This window comes from Mesorhizobium sp. L103C105A0 (assembly GCF_000502215.1).
In the GTDB taxonomy this organism is placed as follows: domain Bacteria; phylum Pseudomonadota; class Alphaproteobacteria; order Rhizobiales; family Rhizobiaceae; genus Mesorhizobium.
On record NZ_AYXF01000008.1, the window covers coordinates 160,153 to 180,652 of the forward strand.

At 64.2% G+C, this 20,500-nt stretch carries 19 protein-coding genes; 14 read left to right on the top strand and 5 right to left on the bottom strand.

Going from position 1 to position 20,500, the window contains the following annotated elements; genetic code table 11:
• Positions 1 to 146: 146 nt before the first annotated feature.
• The 9 genes from X727_RS143340 to X727_RS143300 all read left to right on the top strand — a co-directional run bounded on the left by X727_RS143340 (position 147) and on the right by X727_RS143300 (position 10,131).
• Positions 147 to 1,496, top strand: coding sequence for a cyclopropane-fatty-acyl-phospholipid synthase family protein (locus X727_RS143340; RefSeq protein ID WP_023672720.1), 1,350 nt, complete (start codon positions 147 to 149; stop codon positions 1,494 to 1,496).
• A gap of 157 nt (positions 1,497 to 1,653) precedes the next feature.
• Positions 1,654 to 2,619, top strand: coding sequence for a small ribosomal subunit Rsm22 family protein (locus X727_RS143335; protein WP_023695601.1), 966 nt, complete (start codon positions 1,654 to 1,656; stop codon positions 2,617 to 2,619).
• A gap of 230 nt (positions 2,620 to 2,849) precedes the next feature.
• Entirely contained in the window at positions 2,850 to 4,343 is a 1,494-nt protein-coding gene (locus X727_RS143330) for a replicative DNA helicase (protein ID WP_023672717.1), read from the top strand.
• A 230-nt stretch (positions 4,344 to 4,573) separates the two neighbouring features.
• A complete protein-coding gene (radA, locus tag X727_RS143325) occupies positions 4,574 to 5,977 on the top strand; it encodes a DNA repair protein RadA (protein WP_023672716.1) in 1,404 nt (467 codons plus the stop codon).
• Between the two features lie 48 nt (positions 5,978 to 6,025).
• On the top strand, positions 6,026 to 6,691 hold the full coding sequence (locus tag X727_RS143320; RefSeq protein ID WP_023834770.1) for a CvpA family protein: 666 nt from the start codon (positions 6,026 to 6,028) through the stop codon (positions 6,689 to 6,691).
• Positions 6,692 to 6,799: 108 nt separating this feature from the next.
• On the top strand, positions 6,800 to 8,281 hold the full coding sequence (gene purF, locus X727_RS143315) for an amidophosphoribosyltransferase (protein WP_023672714.1): 1,482 nt from the start codon (positions 6,800 to 6,802) through the stop codon (positions 8,279 to 8,281).
• A 30-nt stretch (positions 8,282 to 8,311) separates the two neighbouring features.
• On the top strand, positions 8,312 to 9,067 hold the full coding sequence (locus X727_RS143310) for an SDR family NAD(P)-dependent oxidoreductase (protein ID WP_023672713.1): 756 nt from the start codon (positions 8,312 to 8,314) through the stop codon (positions 9,065 to 9,067).
• A gap of 77 nt (positions 9,068 to 9,144) precedes the next feature.
• Positions 9,145 to 9,774 carry a hypothetical protein gene (locus tag X727_RS143305; RefSeq protein WP_023672712.1) on the top strand — a complete coding sequence of 210 codons (630 nt, stop codon included), beginning with the start codon at positions 9,145 to 9,147 and terminating at the stop codon, positions 9,772 to 9,774.
• 135 nt (positions 9,775 to 9,909) lie between these two features.
• Positions 9,910 to 10,131 carry a hypothetical protein gene (locus tag X727_RS143300; protein WP_023689120.1) on the top strand — a complete coding sequence of 74 codons (222 nt, stop codon included), beginning with the start codon at positions 9,910 to 9,912 and terminating at the stop codon, positions 10,129 to 10,131.
• Positions 10,132 to 10,284: 153 nt separating this feature from the next.
• On the opposite strand, the gene X727_RS143295 is transcribed toward X727_RS143300, so the two are convergent.
• Entirely contained in the window at positions 10,285 to 10,791 is a 507-nt protein-coding gene (locus X727_RS143295; RefSeq protein WP_023672710.1) for an OsmC family protein, read from the bottom strand.
• Between the two features lie 290 nt (positions 10,792 to 11,081).
• Between X727_RS143295 and X727_RS143290 the strand changes: the two genes are divergently transcribed.
• The 3 genes from X727_RS143290 (at position 11,082) to X727_RS143280 (ending at position 14,584) form a co-directional block, all read left to right on the top strand.
• The gene (locus X727_RS143290) at positions 11,082 to 12,587 is read left to right on the top strand and encodes an alpha/beta hydrolase (protein ID WP_023752519.1); all 1,506 of its coding nucleotides are present in this window, start codon (positions 11,082 to 11,084) and stop codon (positions 12,585 to 12,587) included.
• Positions 12,588 to 12,736: 149 nt separating this feature from the next.
• The gene (locus X727_RS143285) at positions 12,737 to 13,624 is read left to right on the top strand and encodes a DMT family transporter (protein WP_023689123.1); all 888 of its coding nucleotides are present in this window, start codon (positions 12,737 to 12,739) and stop codon (positions 13,622 to 13,624) included.
• 51 nt (positions 13,625 to 13,675) lie between these two features.
• Entirely contained in the window at positions 13,676 to 14,584 is a 909-nt protein-coding gene (locus tag X727_RS143280; RefSeq protein WP_023689124.1) for a DMT family transporter, read from the top strand.
• 135 nt (positions 14,585 to 14,719) lie between these two features.
• Here X727_RS143280 and X727_RS143275 read toward each other — a convergent pair whose 3' ends face one another.
• Positions 14,720 to 15,583 (bottom strand): LysR substrate-binding domain-containing protein, encoded by an 864-nt coding sequence (locus X727_RS143275; protein WP_023727359.1) that lies wholly within the window; start codon positions 15,581 to 15,583, stop codon positions 14,720 to 14,722.
• A 112-nt stretch (positions 15,584 to 15,695) separates the two neighbouring features.
• Here X727_RS143275 and X727_RS143270 point away from each other — a divergent pair, with 112 nt between their 5' ends.
• Complete coding sequence (locus X727_RS143270; protein ID WP_023693979.1) at positions 15,696 to 16,106, top strand: 4-oxalocrotonate tautomerase family protein; 411 nt, start codon at positions 15,696 to 15,698, stop codon at positions 16,104 to 16,106.
• 3 nt (positions 16,107 to 16,109) lie between these two features.
• On the opposite strand, the gene X727_RS143265 is transcribed toward X727_RS143270, so the two are convergent.
• Positions 16,110 to 16,616, bottom strand: a complete 507-nt coding sequence (locus X727_RS143265; protein ID WP_023689127.1) for an RES domain-containing protein — start codon at positions 16,614 to 16,616, stop codon at positions 16,110 to 16,112.
• The gene (locus X727_RS143260; protein WP_023695606.1) at positions 16,613 to 17,101 is read right to left on the bottom strand and encodes an antitoxin Xre/MbcA/ParS toxin-binding domain-containing protein; all 489 of its coding nucleotides are present in this window, start codon (positions 17,099 to 17,101) and stop codon (positions 16,613 to 16,615) included. Before X727_RS143260 ends, X727_RS143265 begins: the two co-directional genes overlap by 4 nt.
• A 199-nt stretch (positions 17,102 to 17,300) precedes the next feature.
• On the opposite strand from X727_RS143260, the gene X727_RS143255 reads away from it, so the two are divergent.
• Positions 17,301 to 19,523, top strand: coding sequence for an AMP-binding protein (locus tag X727_RS143255; RefSeq protein ID WP_023834771.1), 2,223 nt, complete (start codon positions 17,301 to 17,303; stop codon positions 19,521 to 19,523).
• Positions 19,524 to 19,683: 160 nt separating this feature from the next.
• Here the strand turns inward: X727_RS143255 and pssA are convergent, their stop codons facing one another.
• The gene (pssA, locus tag X727_RS143250) at positions 19,684 to 20,499 is read right to left on the bottom strand and encodes a CDP-diacylglycerol--serine O-phosphatidyltransferase (protein ID WP_023672701.1); all 816 of its coding nucleotides are present in this window, start codon (positions 20,497 to 20,499) and stop codon (positions 19,684 to 19,686) included.
• Position 20,500: the final 1 nt, after the last annotated feature.

The following is a 20,500-nucleotide window of genomic DNA, read 5'->3' on the forward strand; positions in this document are numbered from 1 at the left end:
TCCAATCACTTCCTCGTCATCCAGCCTTTCTGGACCAATGCCCGGGCCTCTCGCCCGGGCATTTTTGTGCCAAATGGAACTTTTCGAACCCCTATATATTGTTGCAGAATTGGTCCGCCAGTCTGACCGTGAGGGGACATTTGGTGATGAATATTCTGTTGAAGCGCGTTCTCGACCGCCTGGTGCGTACGGGCAATCTGAAAGTCACCGGGCCGAAGGGCTCGACAGTGGTTTTCGGCGACGGCAGCGGCGAGCCGGTGCATATGCACATCAAGACCGCGCATGCCGAGCGCGCCATTACCTTCGATCCGATGCTGGCCGTGCCGGAAGCCTATATGGACGGCGAACTCGACATCATCGAGGGCGGCGTACTGGGTATGATGCGCATCGCCTTCCAGAACATGGGCAGCGGCGGTATCGACGCCACCTGGTCGAAGGCCATCGAGGGTCTGCGCCACGCCTTTCGCCGCCTGCAGCAGATCAACACCGCATCACGGGCGCGCCGCAACGTGCAGCGCCACTATGATTTGTCGGGTGACCTCTACCGGCTCTTCCTAGACGACGACATGCAGTATTCCTGCGCCTATTTCGAACAGCCGGACATGACGCTCGACGAGGCGCAGATGGCCAAGAAACGCCATATCGCCGCCAAGCTCAGGCTGAAGGCCGGCCAGACCGTGCTCGATATCGGCTCCGGCTGGGGTGGGCTCGGCCTCTATCTCGCCAAGGCTTTCGATGTCGACGTGCAAGGCGTGACGCTGTCGACCGAGCAGCACGGCGTCGCCACCGACCGGGCGCATGCGCAAGGCTTGCAGGACCGCGTGCATTTCGACCTCAAGGACTACCGCGAACTCAACGAACGCTTCGACCGCATTGTCTCGGTCGGCATGTTCGAGCATGTCGGCGTCAACCACTTCCGCACTTTCTTCGACAAGTCGGCGACGTTGTTGAAGCCCGACGGCGTCATGCTCTTGCACACGATCGGCCGCTCCGGCGTGCCGTGGGCGACCAGCGCCTTCATCCGCAAGTACATTTTTCCGGGCGGCTACATTCCCTCGCTGTCGGAGGTGATGCCGGCGATCGAGAAGTCGGGCCTTGTGGTCACCGACATCGAGATTTTGCGGCTGCACTATGCCGATACGCTGAAGCATTGGGGCCAGCGCTTTGCCGCCAACCGCGACAAGGCCAAAGCCATCTACGACGAGCGCTTCTGCAGGATGTGGGAGTTCTATCTGGCGGCTTCGGAAGCCGCCTTCCGCTGGCAGGATCTGGTGATCTTCCAGATCCAGATCGCCAAGAAGAACGACACGCTGCCGATGACGCGCGACTACATGGCCAAATGTGAAAAGGCGCTCGAAATGCGCGAAATGGGGCATCGTCAGGAGGCGGCGGCCGCCGAGCCTGCTGTCGCTAGGTCTGTGCCTGCCAGGTCCGTTGCTGTCAGGTCCGTTGCGGCCAAGCCAGCGCGCCGTCGCAAGGTGGCGGATCGCGAATAACGCCTCGATTGCGATTGCCGCTTGCCATTGACGGCTCTGACACTGAAAAAGGTCTCGTTCTCGCGAGACCTTTTTTAATGACCTGCCTGCCCACCATCGCCACCACCCTTGTCGAGTTCGCCCGCGCCTCGGTGCTCGCGGCACGCGGAGCCTGAGCGTGGAACTCCCCGCCTCGCTGCGACAAGGCGTCGAGCGCCTGCTCGAAACGATACCGCTGGCGGTGCTGCGCCAGGCGGCGAAGACGCTGTCTGACCGCTACCGCGCCGAATTGCGCGACGGCCGCCCGCACATGGCCGAAGAGATGGCGGTAAAAGCCTATCTGGCGACGCGGCTGCCGGCGACCTACGCGGCGGTACGGGCCGGTCTCGACGAACTCGCCTATGCGCGGCCCGATTTCCAGCCAACGAGCTTGCTCGATGTCGGCGCCGGTCCTGGCACGGTGCTTTGGGCCACTACAGACCTGTGGCCCGACCTCGAAGAGGCGGTTCTGGTTGAAGCAAGCGCCGCGGTGCGCAAGGTTGGCCAGTCGCTCGCCCTTGATACCATCGCCACCAGGATGGACTGGCGCGCCGGCGACGTGACCATCGACCTTGCCGATCTCAAGCCTGCCGATCTGGTCACCTGCGCCTATGTGCTGGACGAGATCGCGCCGGCATCGCTGCCGAAGCTTGTCGGCCGGCTCTGGCATTTGACCGGCGACACACTGCTGATTGTCGAGCCCGGCACACCGGCAGGCTGGCAGCGCATCCTGGCAGTGCGCAGGCAATTGCTGGAGGCCGGGGCGCATGTGCTGGCGCCTTGTCCGCATGAGGCGCCCTGCCCGCTTGAGCCGCCCGACTGGTGCCATTTTTCGCGCCGCGTCGCCCGCTCGCGCCTTCATCGCCTGGCCAAGGACGCGGACGTGCCGTGGGAGGACGAGAAATTCATCTACGTCGCGGCGTCGCGGCAACCCGCGCCTGTACATCCGCCCCGCGTGATTGCGCCGCCGAAATCGGGCTCCGGCAAGGTGCTGCTCAAACTGTGCCAGCCGGATGGCGGCGCCGGCGAGACACTTTTCACCAAGCGCGAGGGCGAGCTGTTCAAGGCAGCGCGGCGGCTGGACTGGGGCGATACACTGGACTAGAAGCGGATAATCACCGAGATTGTTCTTGCTCTGTTCCAACGACTCGGATAAAAGTCAGCGCCTTTCTGAGTCAACCGGAATCGGGGCGCGGAAACACTCTTCTGTGGACGGTTTGCCGCCCCTGTGAACAACGGGCATCGAGGTTGATTGGTCGTGCGGTGATGCAGAAAGGTCAGCACCGATTTATCTCGTTCTGATATCGAGAAGCCGGGATCAAAATCGGGGACATCATGGCAGAGGCAGCGCGAAAATTCGGCGTGGCGGAGCAGCAACCGCTTTATCGTGAAGCGCCGAACAACATTGAGGCCGAGCAGGCGCTGCTCGGCGCCATCCTCGTCAACAACGATGCCTTCTACCGCGTCTCCGACTTCCTCAAGGCCGGCCATTTCTACGAGCCGCTGCACCGGAAAATCTTCGAGGTCGCGGCCGAGCTCATCCGCATGGGCAAGGTGGCGACGCCGATCACGCTGAAAACCTTCCTGCCGGCCGACGAGAAGGTCGGCGACATGACGGTGGCGCAATATGTGGTTCGTCTGGCGGTCGAAGCCGTCACCGTCGTCAATGCCACCGATTATGGCCGCGCCATCTACGATCTGGCCACGCGCCGGGCGCTGATCACCGTCGGCGAGGACATGGTCAACATCGCCTATGACGCGCCGGTCGACATGGCGCCGTCCGAACAGATCGAGGATGCCGAGCGGCGGCTGTTCGAACTGGCCGAAACCGGCCGTTACGATGGCGGCTTCGAGAGCTTCACCGACGCGGTCAAGACCGCCGTCGACATGGCCAACGCCGCCTATATGCGCGACGGCCATTTGTCGGGCCTCGCCACCGGCATGCGCGATCTCGACCGCCGCATGGGTGGCCTGCAGGCGTCGGATCTGATCATCATTGCCGGCCGTCCGGGCATGGGCAAGACATCGCTAGCCACCAACATCGCCTTCAACATCGCCGAGATGTATGAGCCGGCGCAACAGGCCGACGGCTCGTTCAAGGCAGCCAATGGCGGCGTCGTCGGCTTCTTCTCACTGGAAATGTCGTCCGAGCAGCTCGCCACCCGCATCATTTCCGAACAGACGGAAATTTCGTCGTCAAAAATCCGCCGCGGCGAGATTTCAGAGATGGATTTCGAAAAGCTGGTCGCCTGCTCGCAGACCATGCAGAAGATCCCGCTGTTCATCGACCAGACCGGCGGTATCTCGATCGCGCAGCTGTCGGCGCGGGCGCGGCGGCTGAAGCGTCAGCGCGGCCTCGACCTCATCGTCATCGACTATATCCAGCTGATGCAGGGGTCGAGCGCGAAATCGTCGCAGAACCGGGTGCAGGAAATCACCGAGATCACCACCGGCCTCAAGGCGCTGGCCAAGGAACTCTCCGTTCCGATCATCGCGCTGTCGCAGCTGTCGCGTCAGGTCGAAAGCCGCGAAGACAAACGCCCGCAGCTGTCCGATCTTCGCGAATCCGGTTCGATCGAGCAGGACGCCGACGTGGTGATGTTCGTCTATCGCGAGGAATATTATCTGAAGAACCGCGAGCCGAAGCCCGGGACCGATGAATACATCAAATGGGAACACGAGATGAACGAGATGCGCGGCAAGGCCGAAGTCATCGTCGCCAAGCAGCGCCATGGCCCGACAGGTTCGGTGAGCCTCGCCTTCCATGGCGAGTTCACACGGTTTTCCGACCTCGCCGAAGAGCATCATATTGCGGAGAGGTTCGAGTAGCTTTTTGGCCTACCGCAGCGCTCCGTCACACCCCCCTCTGGCCTGCCGGCCATCTCCCCCGCAAGGGGGGAGATCAGCAGCTTTGCGGATGGCGCTCATCTTGCGACGTTGGCGATTGGCGAAAGCAGCGACGATAGCCAATCTCCCCCCTTGCGGGGGAGATGTCCGGCAGGACAGAGAGGGGTGTGCAGGATCACCCTCCTTCGGTCATTTGCAGGCAGCATCACTCCATGGCTAAATCGCGCGTCCAGTTCATCTGCCAGAATTGCGGGTCGGTGCATCAGCGCTGGGCCGGTAAATGCGATGCCTGCGGCGAGTGGAACACACTGGTCGAGGAAGGCACCTCGGGCGGCATCGGCTCGGGACCGGCCAACACGCGCAATGCGCGCAAGGGCCGCGCCGTGGTGCTGACCAGCCTGTCCGGTGACATCGAGGACGCGCCGCGCATCATCTCGGGCATTGGCGAACTCGACCGCGCCACCGGCGGCGGCTTCGTGCGCGGCTCGGCGCTGCTGGTCGGCGGCGATCCCGGCATCGGCAAGTCGACGCTGCTTACCCAGGCCGCAGCAGCATTGGCGTCAAAAGGCCACCGCATCGTCTATGTCTCGGGCGAAGAGGCTGTCGCGCAGATCCGGCTGCGGGCGCAGCGGCTTGGCGTCGCCGACACGCCGGTCGAACTTGCCGCCGAGACCAATGTCGAGGATATCCTGGCAACAATAGCCGACGGCAGAAGGCCGGACCTCGTCATCCTCGATTCCATCCAGACGCTGTGGACCGACATGGCCGACTCGGCGCCCGGCACCGTCACCCAGGTGCGCGCCTCGGCGCAAGCGATGATCCGCTACGCCAAATCCACCGGTGCTGCCATCGTGCTGGTCGGCCATGTGACCAAGGAAGGCCAGATCGCCGGTCCGCGCGTCGTCGAGCACATGGTCGACGCCGTTCTCTATTTCGAAGGCGAAGGCGGCCATCACTACCGCATCCTGCGCACGGTGAAGAACCGGTTTGGGCCGACCGACGAGATCGGCGTCTTCGAGATGTCGGACAAGGGCTTGCGCGAGGTCGCCAATCCGTCGGAGCTGTTCCTCGGCGAACGCCACGCAAAATCGCCGGGTGCCGCGGTATTTGCCGGCATGGAAGGGACACGTCCGGTGCTGGTCGAGATCCAGGCGCTGGTGGCGCCGTCCACATTGGGCACGCCGCGCCGTGCCGTCGTCGGCTGGGACGGCGCACGGCTGTCGATGATCCTTGCCGTGCTCGAAGCCCATTGCGGCGTGCGCTTCGGCACCCACGATGTCTACCTCAACGTCGCCGGCGGCTACCGGATTTCCGAGCCGGCGGCCGATCTGGCGGTTGCCGCTGCACTGGTTTCGTCGCTCACCGGTCTTGCCCTTCCCGCCGATTGCGTCTATTTCGGCGAAATCAGCCTGTCGGGCGCAGTGAGGCCGGTTGCGCATGCGCAGCAGCGCCTTAAAGAGGCCGAAAAGCTGGGTTTTGGAAGTGCGGTTCTGCCCTTGGGCAGCGAGGAGGTTGTCGGGGGGATCGGGGCCGGCGCTTTCCAGCCGACCGAACTTGCCGATCTCGTCGCACGCATAGCCGGCTCACGGCGCAGCCGTGTCGACGTGGAAGATTGACGCGGCTCGCCCGAGCCGTGAAAAGACAATCTGAGTGGGGCGAAAGACATGCCGATTACGCTGCTGGACGGAATTCTCGTCGGCTTCACCCTGGTCTCGGCGATGCTCGCCATGGTTCGCGGCCTGTCACGCGAAATCCTGTCCGTCGTGTCCTGGGCGGCTGCCGCCGCGGCGGCATTCTTCTTCTACAAGCCGGTGCTGCCTTACGTTCAGCCCTATGTCGAAAGCGACAAGATCGCCATGGCGGCATCCGCCGGCATCGTCTTCCTCATCGCGCTGGTCGTCGTTTCCGTCATCACCATGAAGCTTGCCGACTGGATCATCGATTCCAGGATCGGCGCGCTCGACCGTACGCTGGGCTTCCTCTATGGCGCCGCGCGCGGCGTCCTCGTCGTCGCCGTGGCGCTGCTGTTCTTCAACTGGCTGGCCGGCGCCAAGGCCCCTGCCTGGATCGCCAACGCCAAGTCGAAGCCGCTGCTCGAGACCATCGGCGCCAAGCTGGAAAGCCTGCTGCCCGAAGATCCGGAAAACGCCATCCTGAAGAAGCTCAATCCGAATCAGCCGGCAGCCGAGACGCCTCCGGCGGCCGATGCACCGGCGGCGGATGCTCCGGCAACCGGTGACGATACGCCGGCGCCCGACGACGAGACCGACGCTCCGGCCGATAACGCACCCGCTGCTCCGGCTCCGGCCCCAGCCGCGCCGGCAAACTGATACGGACGGATGGTGCCGGACAGGCGCCATCCCGGCAGTTCCGGCCTGACTACGTTGCTTTCGCGGTGCTATCGCACTATATGGCCATTTTAGCGGAGCTTGAGCCCCATGGCAGTTTCGAAGGCAGACGCGGACGACGTCCTTTCCGCCGAAGCAGACGATCATTTCCACGATGAATGCGGGGTGTTCGGCATTTTCGGCCGGCAGGACGCTGCGGCCATCGTCACACTAGGCCTGCATGCGCTGCAGCATCGCGGCCAGGAAGCGGCCGGCATCGTCTCCTATGACGGCACGCAGTTCCATGTCGAACGCCATGTCGGCCTGATCGGCGACACCTTCACCAAGCAGCACGTCATCGACAGCCTGCAAGGCAACCGTGCCATCGGCCACACGCGCTATGCCACGACCGGCGGCGCCGGCATGCGCAACATCCAGCCCTTCTTCGCCGAACTCGCCGATGGCGGCTTTGCCGTCGCCCATAACGGCAATCTCACCAACGCCATGACCGTGCAGCGCGCGCTGCAGAAACAGGGCGCGATCTTCTCGTCGACCTCCGACACCGAGACGCTGCTGCATCTCGTTGCCACCAGCAAGGAACGCGATTTGAATTCGCGCTTCATCGACGCCGTGCGTCAGGTTGAAGGCGCTTTCTCGCTGGTTGCGATGACCTCCAAGAAGATGATCGGCTGCCGCGATCCGCTCGGCATCCGCCCGCTGGTGCTCGGCGACCTCGACGGCGCCTGGATCCTGGCCTCCGAAACCTGCGCGCTCGACATTATCGGCGCCCGCTTCGTGCGCGACCTGAAGCCCGGCGAAATGGTCGTGGTGACCTCGAAGGGCATCGAGAGCCTGTTCCCCTTCGAGCCGCAGAAGACCCGCTTCTGCATCTTCGAATATGTCTATTTTGCCCGCCCGGACTCCTCGGTCGAAGGCCGCAATGTCTACGAAGTGCGCAAGCGTATCGGCGCCGAATTGGCGCAGGAAAGCCCGGTCGAGGCCGATATCGTCGTGCCGGTGCCGGATTCCGGCACGCCGGCGGCAATCGGCTTCTCCCAGGCGGCAGGCATCCCCTTCGAACTCGGTATCATCCGCAACCACTATGTCGGCCGAACCTTCATCCAGCCCGGCGATTCGATCCGCCATATGGGCGTCAAGCTCAAGCACAACGCCAACCGCCGGATGATCGAGGGCAAGCGCGTGGTGTTGGTCGACGATTCGATCGTGCGCGGCACCACCAGCCAGAAAATCGTGCAGATGGTGCGCGACGCCGGCGCCAAGGAAGTGCATATGCGCATCGCCTCGCCGCCGACCAGCGCGTCGTGCTTCTACGGCGTCGACACGCCGGAGAAGTCGAAGCTTTTGGCATCGCGCATGTCGATCGAGGAAATGGCCGAGTTCATCCGTGTCGATTCGCTCGGCTTCCTCACCATTGACGGGCTCTACCGCGCCGTCGGCGAAGCCAGCCGCGACAATGAGCAGCCGCAATTCTGCGACGCCTGTTTCACCGGCCAGTACCCGACCCGCCTGCTCGACTTCGAAGGTCACGACAATGTGCGCACGCTGTCGCTGCTGGCGAACAACGGGGCGTAAAGCCCAACTGCTATCCTTGAAAGCGCTCGCATGACCCTCGACCTCTCCGGCCGCGTCGCGGTCGTTACCGGCGCCTCGCGCGGCATCGGCTACTTCATCGCCAAGGAACTTGCCGCCGCTGGCGCCCATGTCATTGCGGTAGCCCGGACCGTCGGCGGGCTGGAAGAACTCGACGACCAGATCAAGGCCGAGCGCGCGAAAACCGGCAAGGGCGAAGCGACGTTGGTGCCTCTCGACCTCTCAGACATGGCCGGCATCGACCGGCTGGGCGGCGCCATTCACGAGCGCTGGGGCAAGCTCGACATTCTGGTGGCCAATGCCGGTGTGCTCGGCGTCATCTCGCCGATCGGCCATGTCGAGGCCAAAACCTTCGAGAAGGTTATGACCATCAATGTCACCTCGACCTGGCGGCTGATCCGCTCGGTCGACCCGCTGCTCAGGCTGTCCGACGCCGGCCGCGCCATTCTCATGTCGTCCGGGGCCGCGCATTCGGCGCGCGCCTTCTGGGCGCCCTATGCGGCGTCGAAGGCGGCTGTGGAAGCCATGACGCGTTCCTGGGCGCATGAGACGCAGAGCCTGCCGCTCCGCATCAATGCGGTCGACCCCGGCGCCACCCGCACCGCCATGCGTGCGCAGGCCGCGCCCGGCGAGGATCCGGAAACGCTGCCGCACCCGTCAGAGGTGGCAAAACGCATCGTGCCGCTGGCGAGCCCCGAGATGAAAGAGACGGGGCTGATCTTCCAGGTCAAGAACAACCGCTTCGTCGCCTACCGGCAGCCGGAATAAACCGGGTTGTAGCGGGATTAAACAGGCCTCCAGTTACGTTTCTTCGAATGTAGGACATTCGAAACAGGAGGACCGACATGCGTAGACTTCTTCTCGTTGCCGCCGCCGCGATTGCCGCCACAGCCGGCGTGGCGCTGGCGCAAGACGCAAAGATGAGTTTCTTCGTCACCAGCGTCGGTTCCGGCAAAGGCGCCGATCTCGGCGGTCTCAAGGGTGCCGACGCGCATTGCGCCTCGCTGGCGGAAGCGGCTGGGGTTACCGGCAAGGAATGGCACGCCTATCTCTCGAGCGCCAATGTCGATGCGCGCGACCGTATCGGCAAGGGTCCCTGGGTCAACGCCAAGGGCGAGAAGATTGCCGATGACGTCGCCTCGCTGCACAGCGACGCCAACGCCATCAACAAGCAGACGGCGCTGACCGAGAAGGGCCAAGTGGTCAATGGCCGCGGCGACAAGCCGAACCGGCACGACATATTGACCGGCTCGAAGCCTGACGGCACCAAGCTCGCCGACCAGACCTGCGGCGACTGGACCTTGAGCGGCGCGGAGGGCGCGGCGATGATGGGCCATCACGACCGCACCGGCCTTGATGAGTCGGCGGCGGCGAAATCCTGGAACTCCTCGCATGCCTCGCGCGGCGGCTGCAGCCAGGAGGCGCTGAAAGGCACCGGCGGCGACGGCCTGTTCTACTGCTTTGCGACGAACTGAGAGACGTCTGGGAGCGGTTCGTTCACGGGTCTGTGATGATCCGGCAGGTCCCTCCCCCCTCGCCCTGCTTTCGCCATCAGCCGGGAGTTGCTAGGGTCGACCCGACTCCGACACTCAGCAAAGCGAGGAATTCCCATGGCTGCTCCCAGCGTAGCATTGGTCTGGTACCTGGTGATCGCCGGCCCGCAAGGCGGCATGGTGGTGCTGCCCAGCACCTTCGACACCCGCGAACAGTGCACAAACGCGATTACCGAATATCAGAAGCAGCCGACGCCGGCCGGCTGGGCGGTCAACTGCGTGCCGAGCGCCTCGCCGTTTACCGATGAGGGCGACGCGGAAGAGCCTGCTGCGCAGTAGCGCAATCTCCCCCCTCGAGGGGGAGATGGCCGGCAGGCCAGAGGGGGTCGCCTCGCGTAGAGTGCCAACCTCCTTCCGCACAAAGGGCGTCGCGTCCAGTCGGCCCGACCCCCTCTGTCGCCTTCGGCGACATCTCCCCCTCAAGGGGGGAGATCAGGCGCGCGCACTCACCGTCAGCTCCGGCTTGCTGTTGATGGTCTGGAACACCACGCAATAGCGTTCGGTCAGCTTGATGAGCGAATCGATGCGCGCCTGCGGCTCATCCGTGTCGAGGTTGAAATTCAGCCGGATGGCGCGAAAGCCCACGGGGGCGTCCTTGGCCACGCCCAGCGTGCCGCGAAAGTCGAGATCGCCTTCGGCCTCGACGGTGGCTGCGCCAAGCCTGAATTCCAGCGCCGTCGCCACTGCCTTCAGCGTCACGCCGGCGCACGCCACCAGCGCCTCCAAAAGCATATCGCCCGAACACAATTCGAGCCCGGAACCGCCGGTCGCCGGATGCAGGCCGGCGACCGCCAGCGCCCTGCCCGTCTCGACCTTGCAGGCAATCGACTGGTCGTCGATGGAGCCTTTGGCGCGAAGCGTGATCAGCGCTCGCGAGGAATCGTCGCGATAAGCCTCCTTGATCGGTGCCTGCATGGCCTTGAGTGCGGTGGCGTCCATGTTGCATTCCTTTTCGAGTCCGTCGCGCTTTGATAGCACTGATATGCCGGCGAGACAGCGCCCCCCCTCTGCCTGCCGGCCACCTCCCCACAGGGGGGAGATCTGCAGCTTCGCCGATGGCGCTTTCTACGCCGGCGATTAGCGAAGGCGGTCGCGACATCCAATCTCCATCCCTGTGGGGGATGTCCGGCAGGACAGAGGGGGCGTGAAGGAACGCTAGCTCGCGAAGAGTTACTTTGACTTCGACCGCCCGAGCCATACCTAAGCAGAGTCATTCCCGCGGAGGCATCATGCCGTTCAAGCTGAAACTGATCTCGCTTACCCTGTTGGTGCTTGCAGCCTTCGCGCAGCCAGTCGTCGCTGAAACGCCCGAGCGCCCCGCACCGGCAGGCGGCGTGCTGTCGCTGCTGCCGGCACCGCAGACGACCAGCCATTCAATCACCATTGCCGGGCGCAAGCTGGACTATCAGGCTAAGGCCGGCACGCTGTCACTGCTATCAGGCAAGGGCGAGGTCACCGCGGAAATCTTCTATGTCGCCTATACGCTGCCGCCACTGGCGGGCGCGGAGAAGGCTCGCCCCATCACCTTCGTCTTCAATGGCGGCCCGGGCGCGGCATCCGCCTATCTGCATCTCGGCGCACTCGGCCCGCGTGTCGTCGCGACCGGCGCCGATGGCCAATTCCTGCCGCCGCCGCAAAAGCTGATCGACAATCCCGACAGCTGGCTCGACATGACCGACCTCGTCTTCGTCGATCCGGTCGGCACCGGCTACAGCCGCGAGGCCCCCGGCCAGGACACAAAAGATTTTTGGGGCGTCAGCCAGGACGCCAGTTCGATCGGCGCTTTCATCCGGCTCTATCTCGCCCAGAACGGCCGCACCGGATCGCCGCTCTTCCTTGCCGGCGAAAGCTATGGCGGGTTCCGCGCGGCACTTCTCGCCAGGACCCTGCAGGAAGATGTCGGCCTGAGCCCCAACGGCATCGTGCTGATCTCGCCTGCACTGGAGTTCACGCTGGTGCTGCCCGACGAATTCCAGCCACTGCATTGGGCGCTGGAACTGCCCTCGCTGGCGGCGGTGCGCCTGCGCAGCGAAGGCCTCAGCGGCGAGGCGCTGCGCGAAAAGCTCGCCGAGGTCGAACACTATGCTATGGGTGACTACCTCACCGCTCTGGCCGGCGGGCTGGAACAGGGTGGGCGGCTGGCCAGCCAGCGCGTGGCCGAGATCACCGGCCTGCCGCTCGACCTCGTGCAACGCAATTTCGCCCGCATCCCGACCGCCCTGTTCGCGCGCGAATTCCAGCGCCCCAGTGGCAAAGTGCTCAGCCCGTATGACGGCACCATCGCCACCAGCGACATCGCCCCGGAGAGCGCCCGCAGCGCCGGCCCAGATCCGGTGCTCGACCGCAGCGTGCCGGCGCTGACCTCGGCCTTTGTCGGTTATGCGCGCGACGAGCTGAATTTTCGCACCGATGTCAGCTACAGGTTGCTCAATGGCGATGTGACCCACGCCTGGGACTATGGCGGCTCGCGGCAAGGCTATGCCGGGGTGATGGACGATCTGCAGCGGGCGCGCTCGCTCAACCCGGGGCTCGGCGTGGTGATCGTCAACGGCGACACCGATCTGGTCACTCCCTATCTGGCCTCACGCTATCTGGTGAGCCAAATCCCGACGCTCGGCGGGGCAAAACCCATCCGTCTCGACGTCATCGAGGGCGGCCACATGATGTATCTCAGGCCGGGCGGCCGGCGCGCCCTGAAGGAGGCCGCTTCGGAGCTCTACCAGGCAACACAGTGAACGGCGTGCCCACGCTGTCGGCCAGGCTGCGCCAACGCAAGCTTGCCACTGGCGTAGCGCCCCGCAGGCTTTCGCCCGTGTAGCCTGCAATGGGAGCCTGATTGGGGCAGGCTTCTTCTTCGTCCTCTTGACAGCGCCGGACACGCCGCATGGCCGATATTGCCATTCTGGAAACCCGCGAAAGGGTGCTTGCCGGCATCCTGTTCACCGGCTGCGCCTATTTCCTGTTTTCGACGCAGGACGCCGCGATCAAGCTTCTGGTCGTCGGCATCAGCGTCTGGCAGATCATGTTCTTCCGCTCGATCGCTGTGCTTATCGGCTGTGCTGCAATCGGCGGACCGCCCATCTTTGCCGACACAATGCGCTCGCCCATCGTGCGGCCGATGCTGGTGCGCAGCGCCTTCACGCTCGGCGCCTGGCTCTGCTACTACAACGCGGCCCGCTCCCTGCAGCTGGCCGAACTCACCACCATCTATTACGCCGCCCCGATCATCGTCACCGTGCTGTCGGTGGTGATGCTTGGCGAAAAGGTGCCGCTGTTGCGCTGGCTGGCGGTGTTCATCGGCTTCGTCGGCGTCTTCATCGCCTGTGATCCCACTCGTCTCGGCTTGTCCGTGCCGATGCTCTTGGTACTGGCTGCGGCAGTGCTGTGGGGCATTGCCGTGGTGCTGTTGCGCAAGACGGCGCTGGCCGAGCGCACGCTGATCCAGCTTGTGCTCAACAATTTCTACTTCCTGGTGTTTTCCACGGTGCCGGCGCTGTTGGTCTGGCAGATGCCGGACTGGCGCCAGTTGCTGCTTTTGATCAGCGTCGGCGCGCTCGGCGGCGTGGCGCAATTTATGCTGTTCGAAGGCATGAAGCGGGCGCCGGTGTCGATCGTGGCGCCGTTCGAATACACCTCATTGGTCTGGGCCTTCGGGCTCGGCTTTGCGATCTGGGGCGACGTGCCGCGTCGCGAGGTGTTTCTGGGGGCGGCGTTGATCGTCGGCGCCGGCCTGCTGATCATCGGCAACGAGCATTTCCGCAAGCGGCTATGAGTACCCCGTGCTGACAGCATGGTGGCAGGAGAAGACGGATAGGCTGCTGAGATGACGGAAGCGCTCGACGGCCCAGGCACCACAGATACCGCTGCCGAGCGTACGCTCGGCATCATGCTGGTGGCGGCCTCGGCGGCTTTCTTCGCCCTGACCGGCGTGCTGACCAAATCGATCCACGCCGACCCGCTGACCATCACTTGCTGGCGCGGCTTTGTCGGCGCGATCCTGATCACCTTCTATGTGCTGTGGCGCCGGCGCCGCTCCGGCGGGCGGGAAAGCTTGCGGCTTGGCTGGCGCGGCTGGTTGCTGGCCCTCGAGGGCGCCGCGGCCAGCATCGCCTTCATCTCGGCGTTCAAATTCACCTATGTCGCCAATGTCGCGGTCATCTACGCCACCGCGCCCTTCATCACCGCGCTGCTCGCCTTCGTGCTGGTGCGCGAGCCGTTCCGGGCGCAGACGCTTGCCGCCGCCGCCGTTTCGCTGTGCGGCGTGGCGATGATGGTCGGCTCCGGCTTCGGCAGCGGTCATCTGTTTGGCGATGGGCTCGCGCTGCTGATGACCGCCGGCAGTGCGCTCTACATGATCATGGTGCGCGCCTTCCGCGACACGCCGGTGGTGTGGGCGGGCGCAGTCTCGGCGCTTCTGCTGTTCGTGCTCGGCTGGTTCGTCACCGACCCCCTGGCGATTTCTGCTCGCGACGCCGTGCTGCTCGTCGCCTTCGGAGGATCGTTTGCGGCGGCGTCGATCCTGTGGACGGAAGGCTCGCGGCTGATCCCTGCGCCCGAGTCCGGCCTTCTCGGTGCCGCCGAAGTGCCGTTTGCGATCCTGTTCGCCTTCCTGTTCCTCGGCGAGATCGCGCCGGCCGCCAGCCTGATCGGCGGCGCCATAGTACTGTGCGCGGTTTTCGCCCATGCGGGGCGCGACTGGCTGGCCGCGAGAAAAAGTGCGGCAACCCAATAATTATTTTCCAAGTCATGGAACCATCATGCGGATCAGGCAGTTTTATGGTGCGACGGGTCACCCCCCAAGTCCCCCCAAACCCCTCGACCCGTCCTCCTCAAAGCCGACCGTAAAGGTCGGCTTTTTCTTTGGACATCAGCCGGCAAAGCCGGGCAAGGCGAGGTTGTCGCTGAGCAGGATGGCAAGATCGCGCGCCGGCCGCTCGGCGCCCTGGCCGAGTTTTATCGCGAATTGCGCTGTCGGCACCGGCGGCAGGGCGAATTCGCGCGGTGCTTCGGCAATGCCTGAATGGGCAAAGCGGGCGGTGCGCAAGGTCAGCGCGATGCCGGCATTGACCGCCGTGCGCAAGCCGGCAAGGCTGGCGCTGCCGGCGGCAATGCGGTACCGGCGGCCGGCAGCATCGAGGGCCGCGAGTGCTGCTTCGCGAAAGCCGCAATAGGGGTCGAGCAGCGCCAGCGGCAATTCCTCTTCCCGCACGGCAAGCCCTTTTTGCGAGCACAGCCACAGCATCGGCTCACTGAACAGCCCGACTTCGTCATTGGCCGGCGTCTTGCGCATGACAATGGCCAGATCGAGCTGCCCGGCCTGCAGCGCCTCGCCAAGCTCGGCCGAACGGCCAACGCGGAGTTCGACCCTGACGCGCGGATGGCTGGTCGCGAAGGCGCGCAGCAGCTCCGGCAGGCCGCTATCGGCGAAATCCTGTGTCGTGCCGATGGCGACGCGACCAGCGGCACGCGCGCCCTTGAGCGCCAGCCAGGCCTCGCTGTGCACGGCAAGAATGCGGCGGGCATGACCGACAAGATCCTCGCCGGCCGGCGTCAGCCCGCGCCCGCGCCCCTGCGCCACCAGCAGCGGTTCGCCGACGATCTCCTCCAGACGCTGCATCTGCGCGGTCACCGCCGAGGGCGAGCGGCCGACAGCAGACGCAGCCTGAGCCAGCGAGCCGCCATCGACAAAGGCAAGGAAGGTTTTGAGCAGATCGGGATCGAGCGCTTGCATAATTCGATAATACAGAACCTTTTGTTCGAAACAATTCGATTTTTTTGATTCCAAGATGATGGCATTGTCTCTCCAACGGCAAACAGACGCCGCTCAAACGAAGGAGAGAAAAATGCCCATCATCAACATCAGCGTCACCGGTAAGCCCGACGCCAAGCTGTCCGCCACAATCGCCAAGGAAATCACCGGCCTGACCGCAACCCATCTGCGCAAGGACCCGACGATCACCGCCGTCGCTGTCACCTATATCGACCCGCAGCACTGGTTCGCCGGCGGCAAGTCGCTGGCAGAGCATGGCGCCAATACTTTCTGGCTCGACATCAAGGTGGTCGACGGCACCAACACCAAGCTGGAGCTGGAAGCCTATCTGAAGGCGATCTTTGAGGCCTTCGGTAAGTTGCTCGGTGGCGTGCATGAGGAGAGCTATGCCTTCGTGCACGAGGTTCCGGCCGCAGCTTATGGCTATGGCGGCAAGAGCCAGGAGTTCCGGTTCATCAGTGGGCGGCTGAAGGCCACGGCCTGATTGCTACCCAGCGGGAGGATGAAGCCTTGTATCAAGCGCGAAATCCTCCCGGAGATGCAAGCTATAAAGGCCTGCCGCCCGGTTGGGATCGAACACCAGGTTCCAGCTGTGCTGGGATACCGCGCTGGGGATCAGAAAGAACGGATGCTTTGCCAGCAGACCATCGCCGAACTGCTGCTGTCCCGCGCCCGGGATGCCGGGACGCAGCCAGTTCGCGTTCGGAATATCGTCGGTTTGGACCACATAAATCTCTGATGGATCGACGATGTCGAATGCCGTCAGCACGTGAGGGACAGTATCCAGCGTGCGAAACCCCTTGTGGACCGCCACCTCCAAGATGGCGGTCGATGGGTCGATGGACGCATATACGGCTCTGATCCCTTTGCTGTTCCACCTTCCCCCAAGCTTGAAGGCTCCTTCGCCACTGTCCCAGCTCGCCTTGAAGCGTCTGTGATCAAGCCTCCAGCCCAACAACTGCCCTGTTCCGAGGGAGCCCGGCAAAGGCGTCACGCGTAGATACCATAGTCGAGCCGCTCAAGAAACTCCTGCACAAGCGCAGTGCCCGCCGCCGTGGCCAGCAGATCGATCGGCCGGCGATTGTCCAAACCCATGGCAGACTCGATCATCCATTTTTCCGCGTCTTCCTGAGTCCCGAGCACGGACGTGGCCTTTGTCAGGAGCTTGGCGAAGTTCCAGGTTCTGGAACCTTGCTCCCGACTGAGGGTCTTGGAGTGATCCGATTTGTGCCGCTGAAATGTCCGCTCGCTCATGCCGAATGCGGTCTCAAACGCATCGGCGGGATCAATGACCATCAGATGCCTGACGAGGCTTTCGAGCGCCTGGCCCGGAATTCCATGCAGGATCATTTCATGTGCCTCAAGAGGACTGGCTACCGAGAATCCAAGAACCTTCCGTCCACCAAACAGGTCGACCATTCGTTCGAACTCCGGCTCCATATGTGGTGCCTCGGCAAAACCCAGCGGGGAACTGGCCATATTACCTCTCCGTCACGTGTCGCTTTATTTACGACACGTGTCGCAACATTTCAAGGCCTGCGTTTGGGTCATTGCCTGGTGAGGTCAGGTGGAACACCGCTCCCTCGCACCCGCGCATTGACCTTGCTCCCCATTGCGCTACCCTCTGCTCTCGAAGCGGACGAAGAGCCGCATACCGGACCGTTGGGAGAGACGCGGCATGATCCTGACACTGGCGCTGCTTGCAGGCCTCGTGCTGGCCTGGCTGCTGATTGGCGCGATCGAGACGTTTCGTCTCGACCTGCGCTTTACCCAGGCGCTACTCTATGTGCCGTTCAAGCTCGCCTACCGGATCGATGACCGGCGCATCCGCATTGCCCGCAACGCGCCGACGCCGGTGATCTATGTGGTCTCGCACCAGTCACGCTTCGAGCCGGCGCTGATGCTGTCGCTGCTGCCCGACGACACGCTGCACATTCTCGACGAGGCCTCGGCGCGCTCGCCCTGGATGGAGCCTTGGCGCGAGCTTGGCCGCACCATCGCCTTCAACGCCGAGCATCTCTTCGTCAGCCGGCGGCTGGTCAGGGTGCTGAAGGGTAAAGGCCGGCTTGCCGTCTATCTGCCCGATGACGTCGAGCCCGATGTGAAGACGTTTCGCCTGTTCCGCGCCGTCACCCGCATCGCCATGCAGGCCGACGCCCGCATCGTGCCGATCTTCGTCACCGGCTCGCGCGACCTGCCGGTTTCCTTGACGCCAAAGAACCGGGCGCCGCGCCACTGGTTCCCAAAACTCTCGATCAGCGTGCTGGAGCCAATGACGATTGCCGAACTGGTGGCGCGCAACCCCGACCAGGCTTCCAACACCAATGCGTTGTTCGACCGCATCGCCGAGGCGCGGCTTTATGGCAGCAACCTCGATCGCGGCCTGTTCCTGGCCATGCGCGATGCCGCGGATCGCACCGGCGCCTCGCATCCGATCATCGAGGATGTGATCAGCGGCTCGCTCAGCTATCGAAAAATGTTCATCGGCGCGCGCGTGCTCGGCCGCCGTTTCCAGGCGGTGGCGGCGCCCGGCGAAGCGGTCGGGGTTTTGCTGCCCAACGCCAATGGCGTGGTGCTGTCCTTCGTCGGCCTGCTCTCGGCCGGCCGGGTAGCGGCGATGATCAACTACACGGCAGGGCCGGCCAGCGTAACCGCCGCGGTGCGCACCGCAGTCATCCGAACGGTGGTTTCCTCGCGCGCCTTCGTCGAGAAGGCGGCGCTTGCCGACATCATCGCCGCGGTCGAGGCCGGCGGCGCCAAAATGCTGTGGCTGGAGGATGTGCGCGCAAGCGTCACCACACTGGAGAAACTCGCAGCAGCCGCGCTGTGGCGCTTCCCGCTGCAGCGGCAGGATGCGGCCAAGCCGGCGGTAATCCTGTTCACCTCAGGCTCGGAAGGCACGCCCAAGGCCGTGGTGCTGTCGCATCGCAATCTCCACGCCAACGCCATGCAGGCCGAGGCGCGCATTACCATTTCGCCGTCCGACATCCTGCTCAACGTGCTGCCGGTTTTTCACTCTTTCGGCCTGACCGGCGGTACCATCCTGCCGCTGGTGACCGGGGTGAAACTGTTCCTCTACCCCTCGCCGCTGCACTACAAGATCATCCCGGAGATCGCCCGCAAGGTGAAGCCGACCATCATGTTCGGCACCGACACTTTCCTTGCCAACTATGCCCGCACCGCCAAGGATGGCGATTTCTCCAGCCTGCGCTTCGTCGTCGCCGGCGCGGAAGCGGTGAAGCCGGAGACGCGGCGCGTTTATCGCGAGCGCTTCGATGCCTCGATCATCGAGGGGTTCGGGCTGACGGAGGCCGCTCCCGTCGTCGCCGTCAACACCGCCATCCATGGTCGCGACGGCACGGTCGGACGGCTGTTGCCGGCGATGCGCATGAAGCTCGAACCGGTCGAGGGTATCGAGGGTGCCGGCCGCCTGTGGCTGGACGGGCCGAATTTGATGATGGGCTACATGACCGCTGATCGGCCCGGCGAATTGCAGCCGCTGGACGGCTGGCACGACACCGGCGACATCGTCTCGGTCGACCGCGAAGGCTTCATCACCATTCGCGGCCGGGCAAAACGCTTCGCCAAGATCGCTGGCGAGATGGTGTCGTTGGGCGCCGTCGAGATGCTGGTGCAGTCGCTGTGGCCGGAAGAGCGCCACGCCGCGGTGGCGGTGCCGGACAAGAGGCGCGGCGAGCGCATCGTGCTGGTCACCACCGCCGACGACGCCGATCCGGAAGAACTGCGCGCCTTCGGCAAGAAGGCAGGTGCGGCCGAACTGATGGTGCCCAACGACATCGTCAAGGTCGGGGAGATCCCGGTGCTGGGTTCCGGCAAGACGGATTATGTCTCGACGCGGAACCTGGCGATCGAGAAGCTGGGGCTGGGCCTGGCGGCTTAGCGTATCTCCCTCCTTGAGGGGGAGATGGCCGGCAGGCCAGAGGGGGTCGCCTCGCGTGAAGCGCCGACGTCCTCTTCGCTCAAACGAGGTCGCGTCCGGGGCGTACCGACCCCCTCTGTCGCCTTCGGCGACATCTCCCCCTCAAGGGGGGAGATAACAACTACCCAATATCCGACGGCGGCACTTTTTCGCCCTCGCGCTTGGCGCGCTTCGAATACGCCCGCACGCTGAAAGGCAGGAAGATGAGATAGCCTGCGACAGAGGCGGTCAGCGTGTACCAGGGATAGGTCATCAACAGCAGGACGTAGAGAACGACCGCCAGGATGATCGGCAGCACCTTGTCGCCCGGCACTTTCAGGCTTTTGCCGGAATAGACCGGCAGCCGGCTGACCAGCAGGAAAGCGACCAGCACAGTGAAGCCGGTGGCGACGAATGCCGTCAGGCGGTCCGGCTCGAGACCGAGCCGCAGGAAGGACAGATAGAGCGGCAGCATGACCAGCACGGCGCCGGCCGGCGCCGGCACGCCGACGAAGTATTCGCTCTGCCAGATCGGCCGGTCATGGTCTTCGTCGAGCACGTTGAAGCGCGCCAGCCGCAGGCCACAGGCGATGGTGAACAGAAGAGCTGCGATCCAGCCGAAGGAGCCGGCGCGGTCGAGCAGGAAGGCGTAGAGCACCAGTGCCGGCGCGACGCCGAAATTGACGATGTCGGCCAGCGAATCCATCTGCGCGCCGAATTTGGATGTCGCCTTCAACATGCGCGCCAGGCGCCCGTCTATGCCGTCCAGGAAGGCGGCGAGCAGCACCATCACCACGGCCGGCTCGAAACGGCCCTCGAAGCCGAAGCGGATGCCGGACAGGCCGGCGCAGATGGCAAGCACGGTGACCAGATTAGGCAGCACCATGCGCATCGGAATTTCGCGGATGCGCGGGCCGCCGCTGCCATGGGCCTCGAACTTTTTGAACGGCGCGCCCACC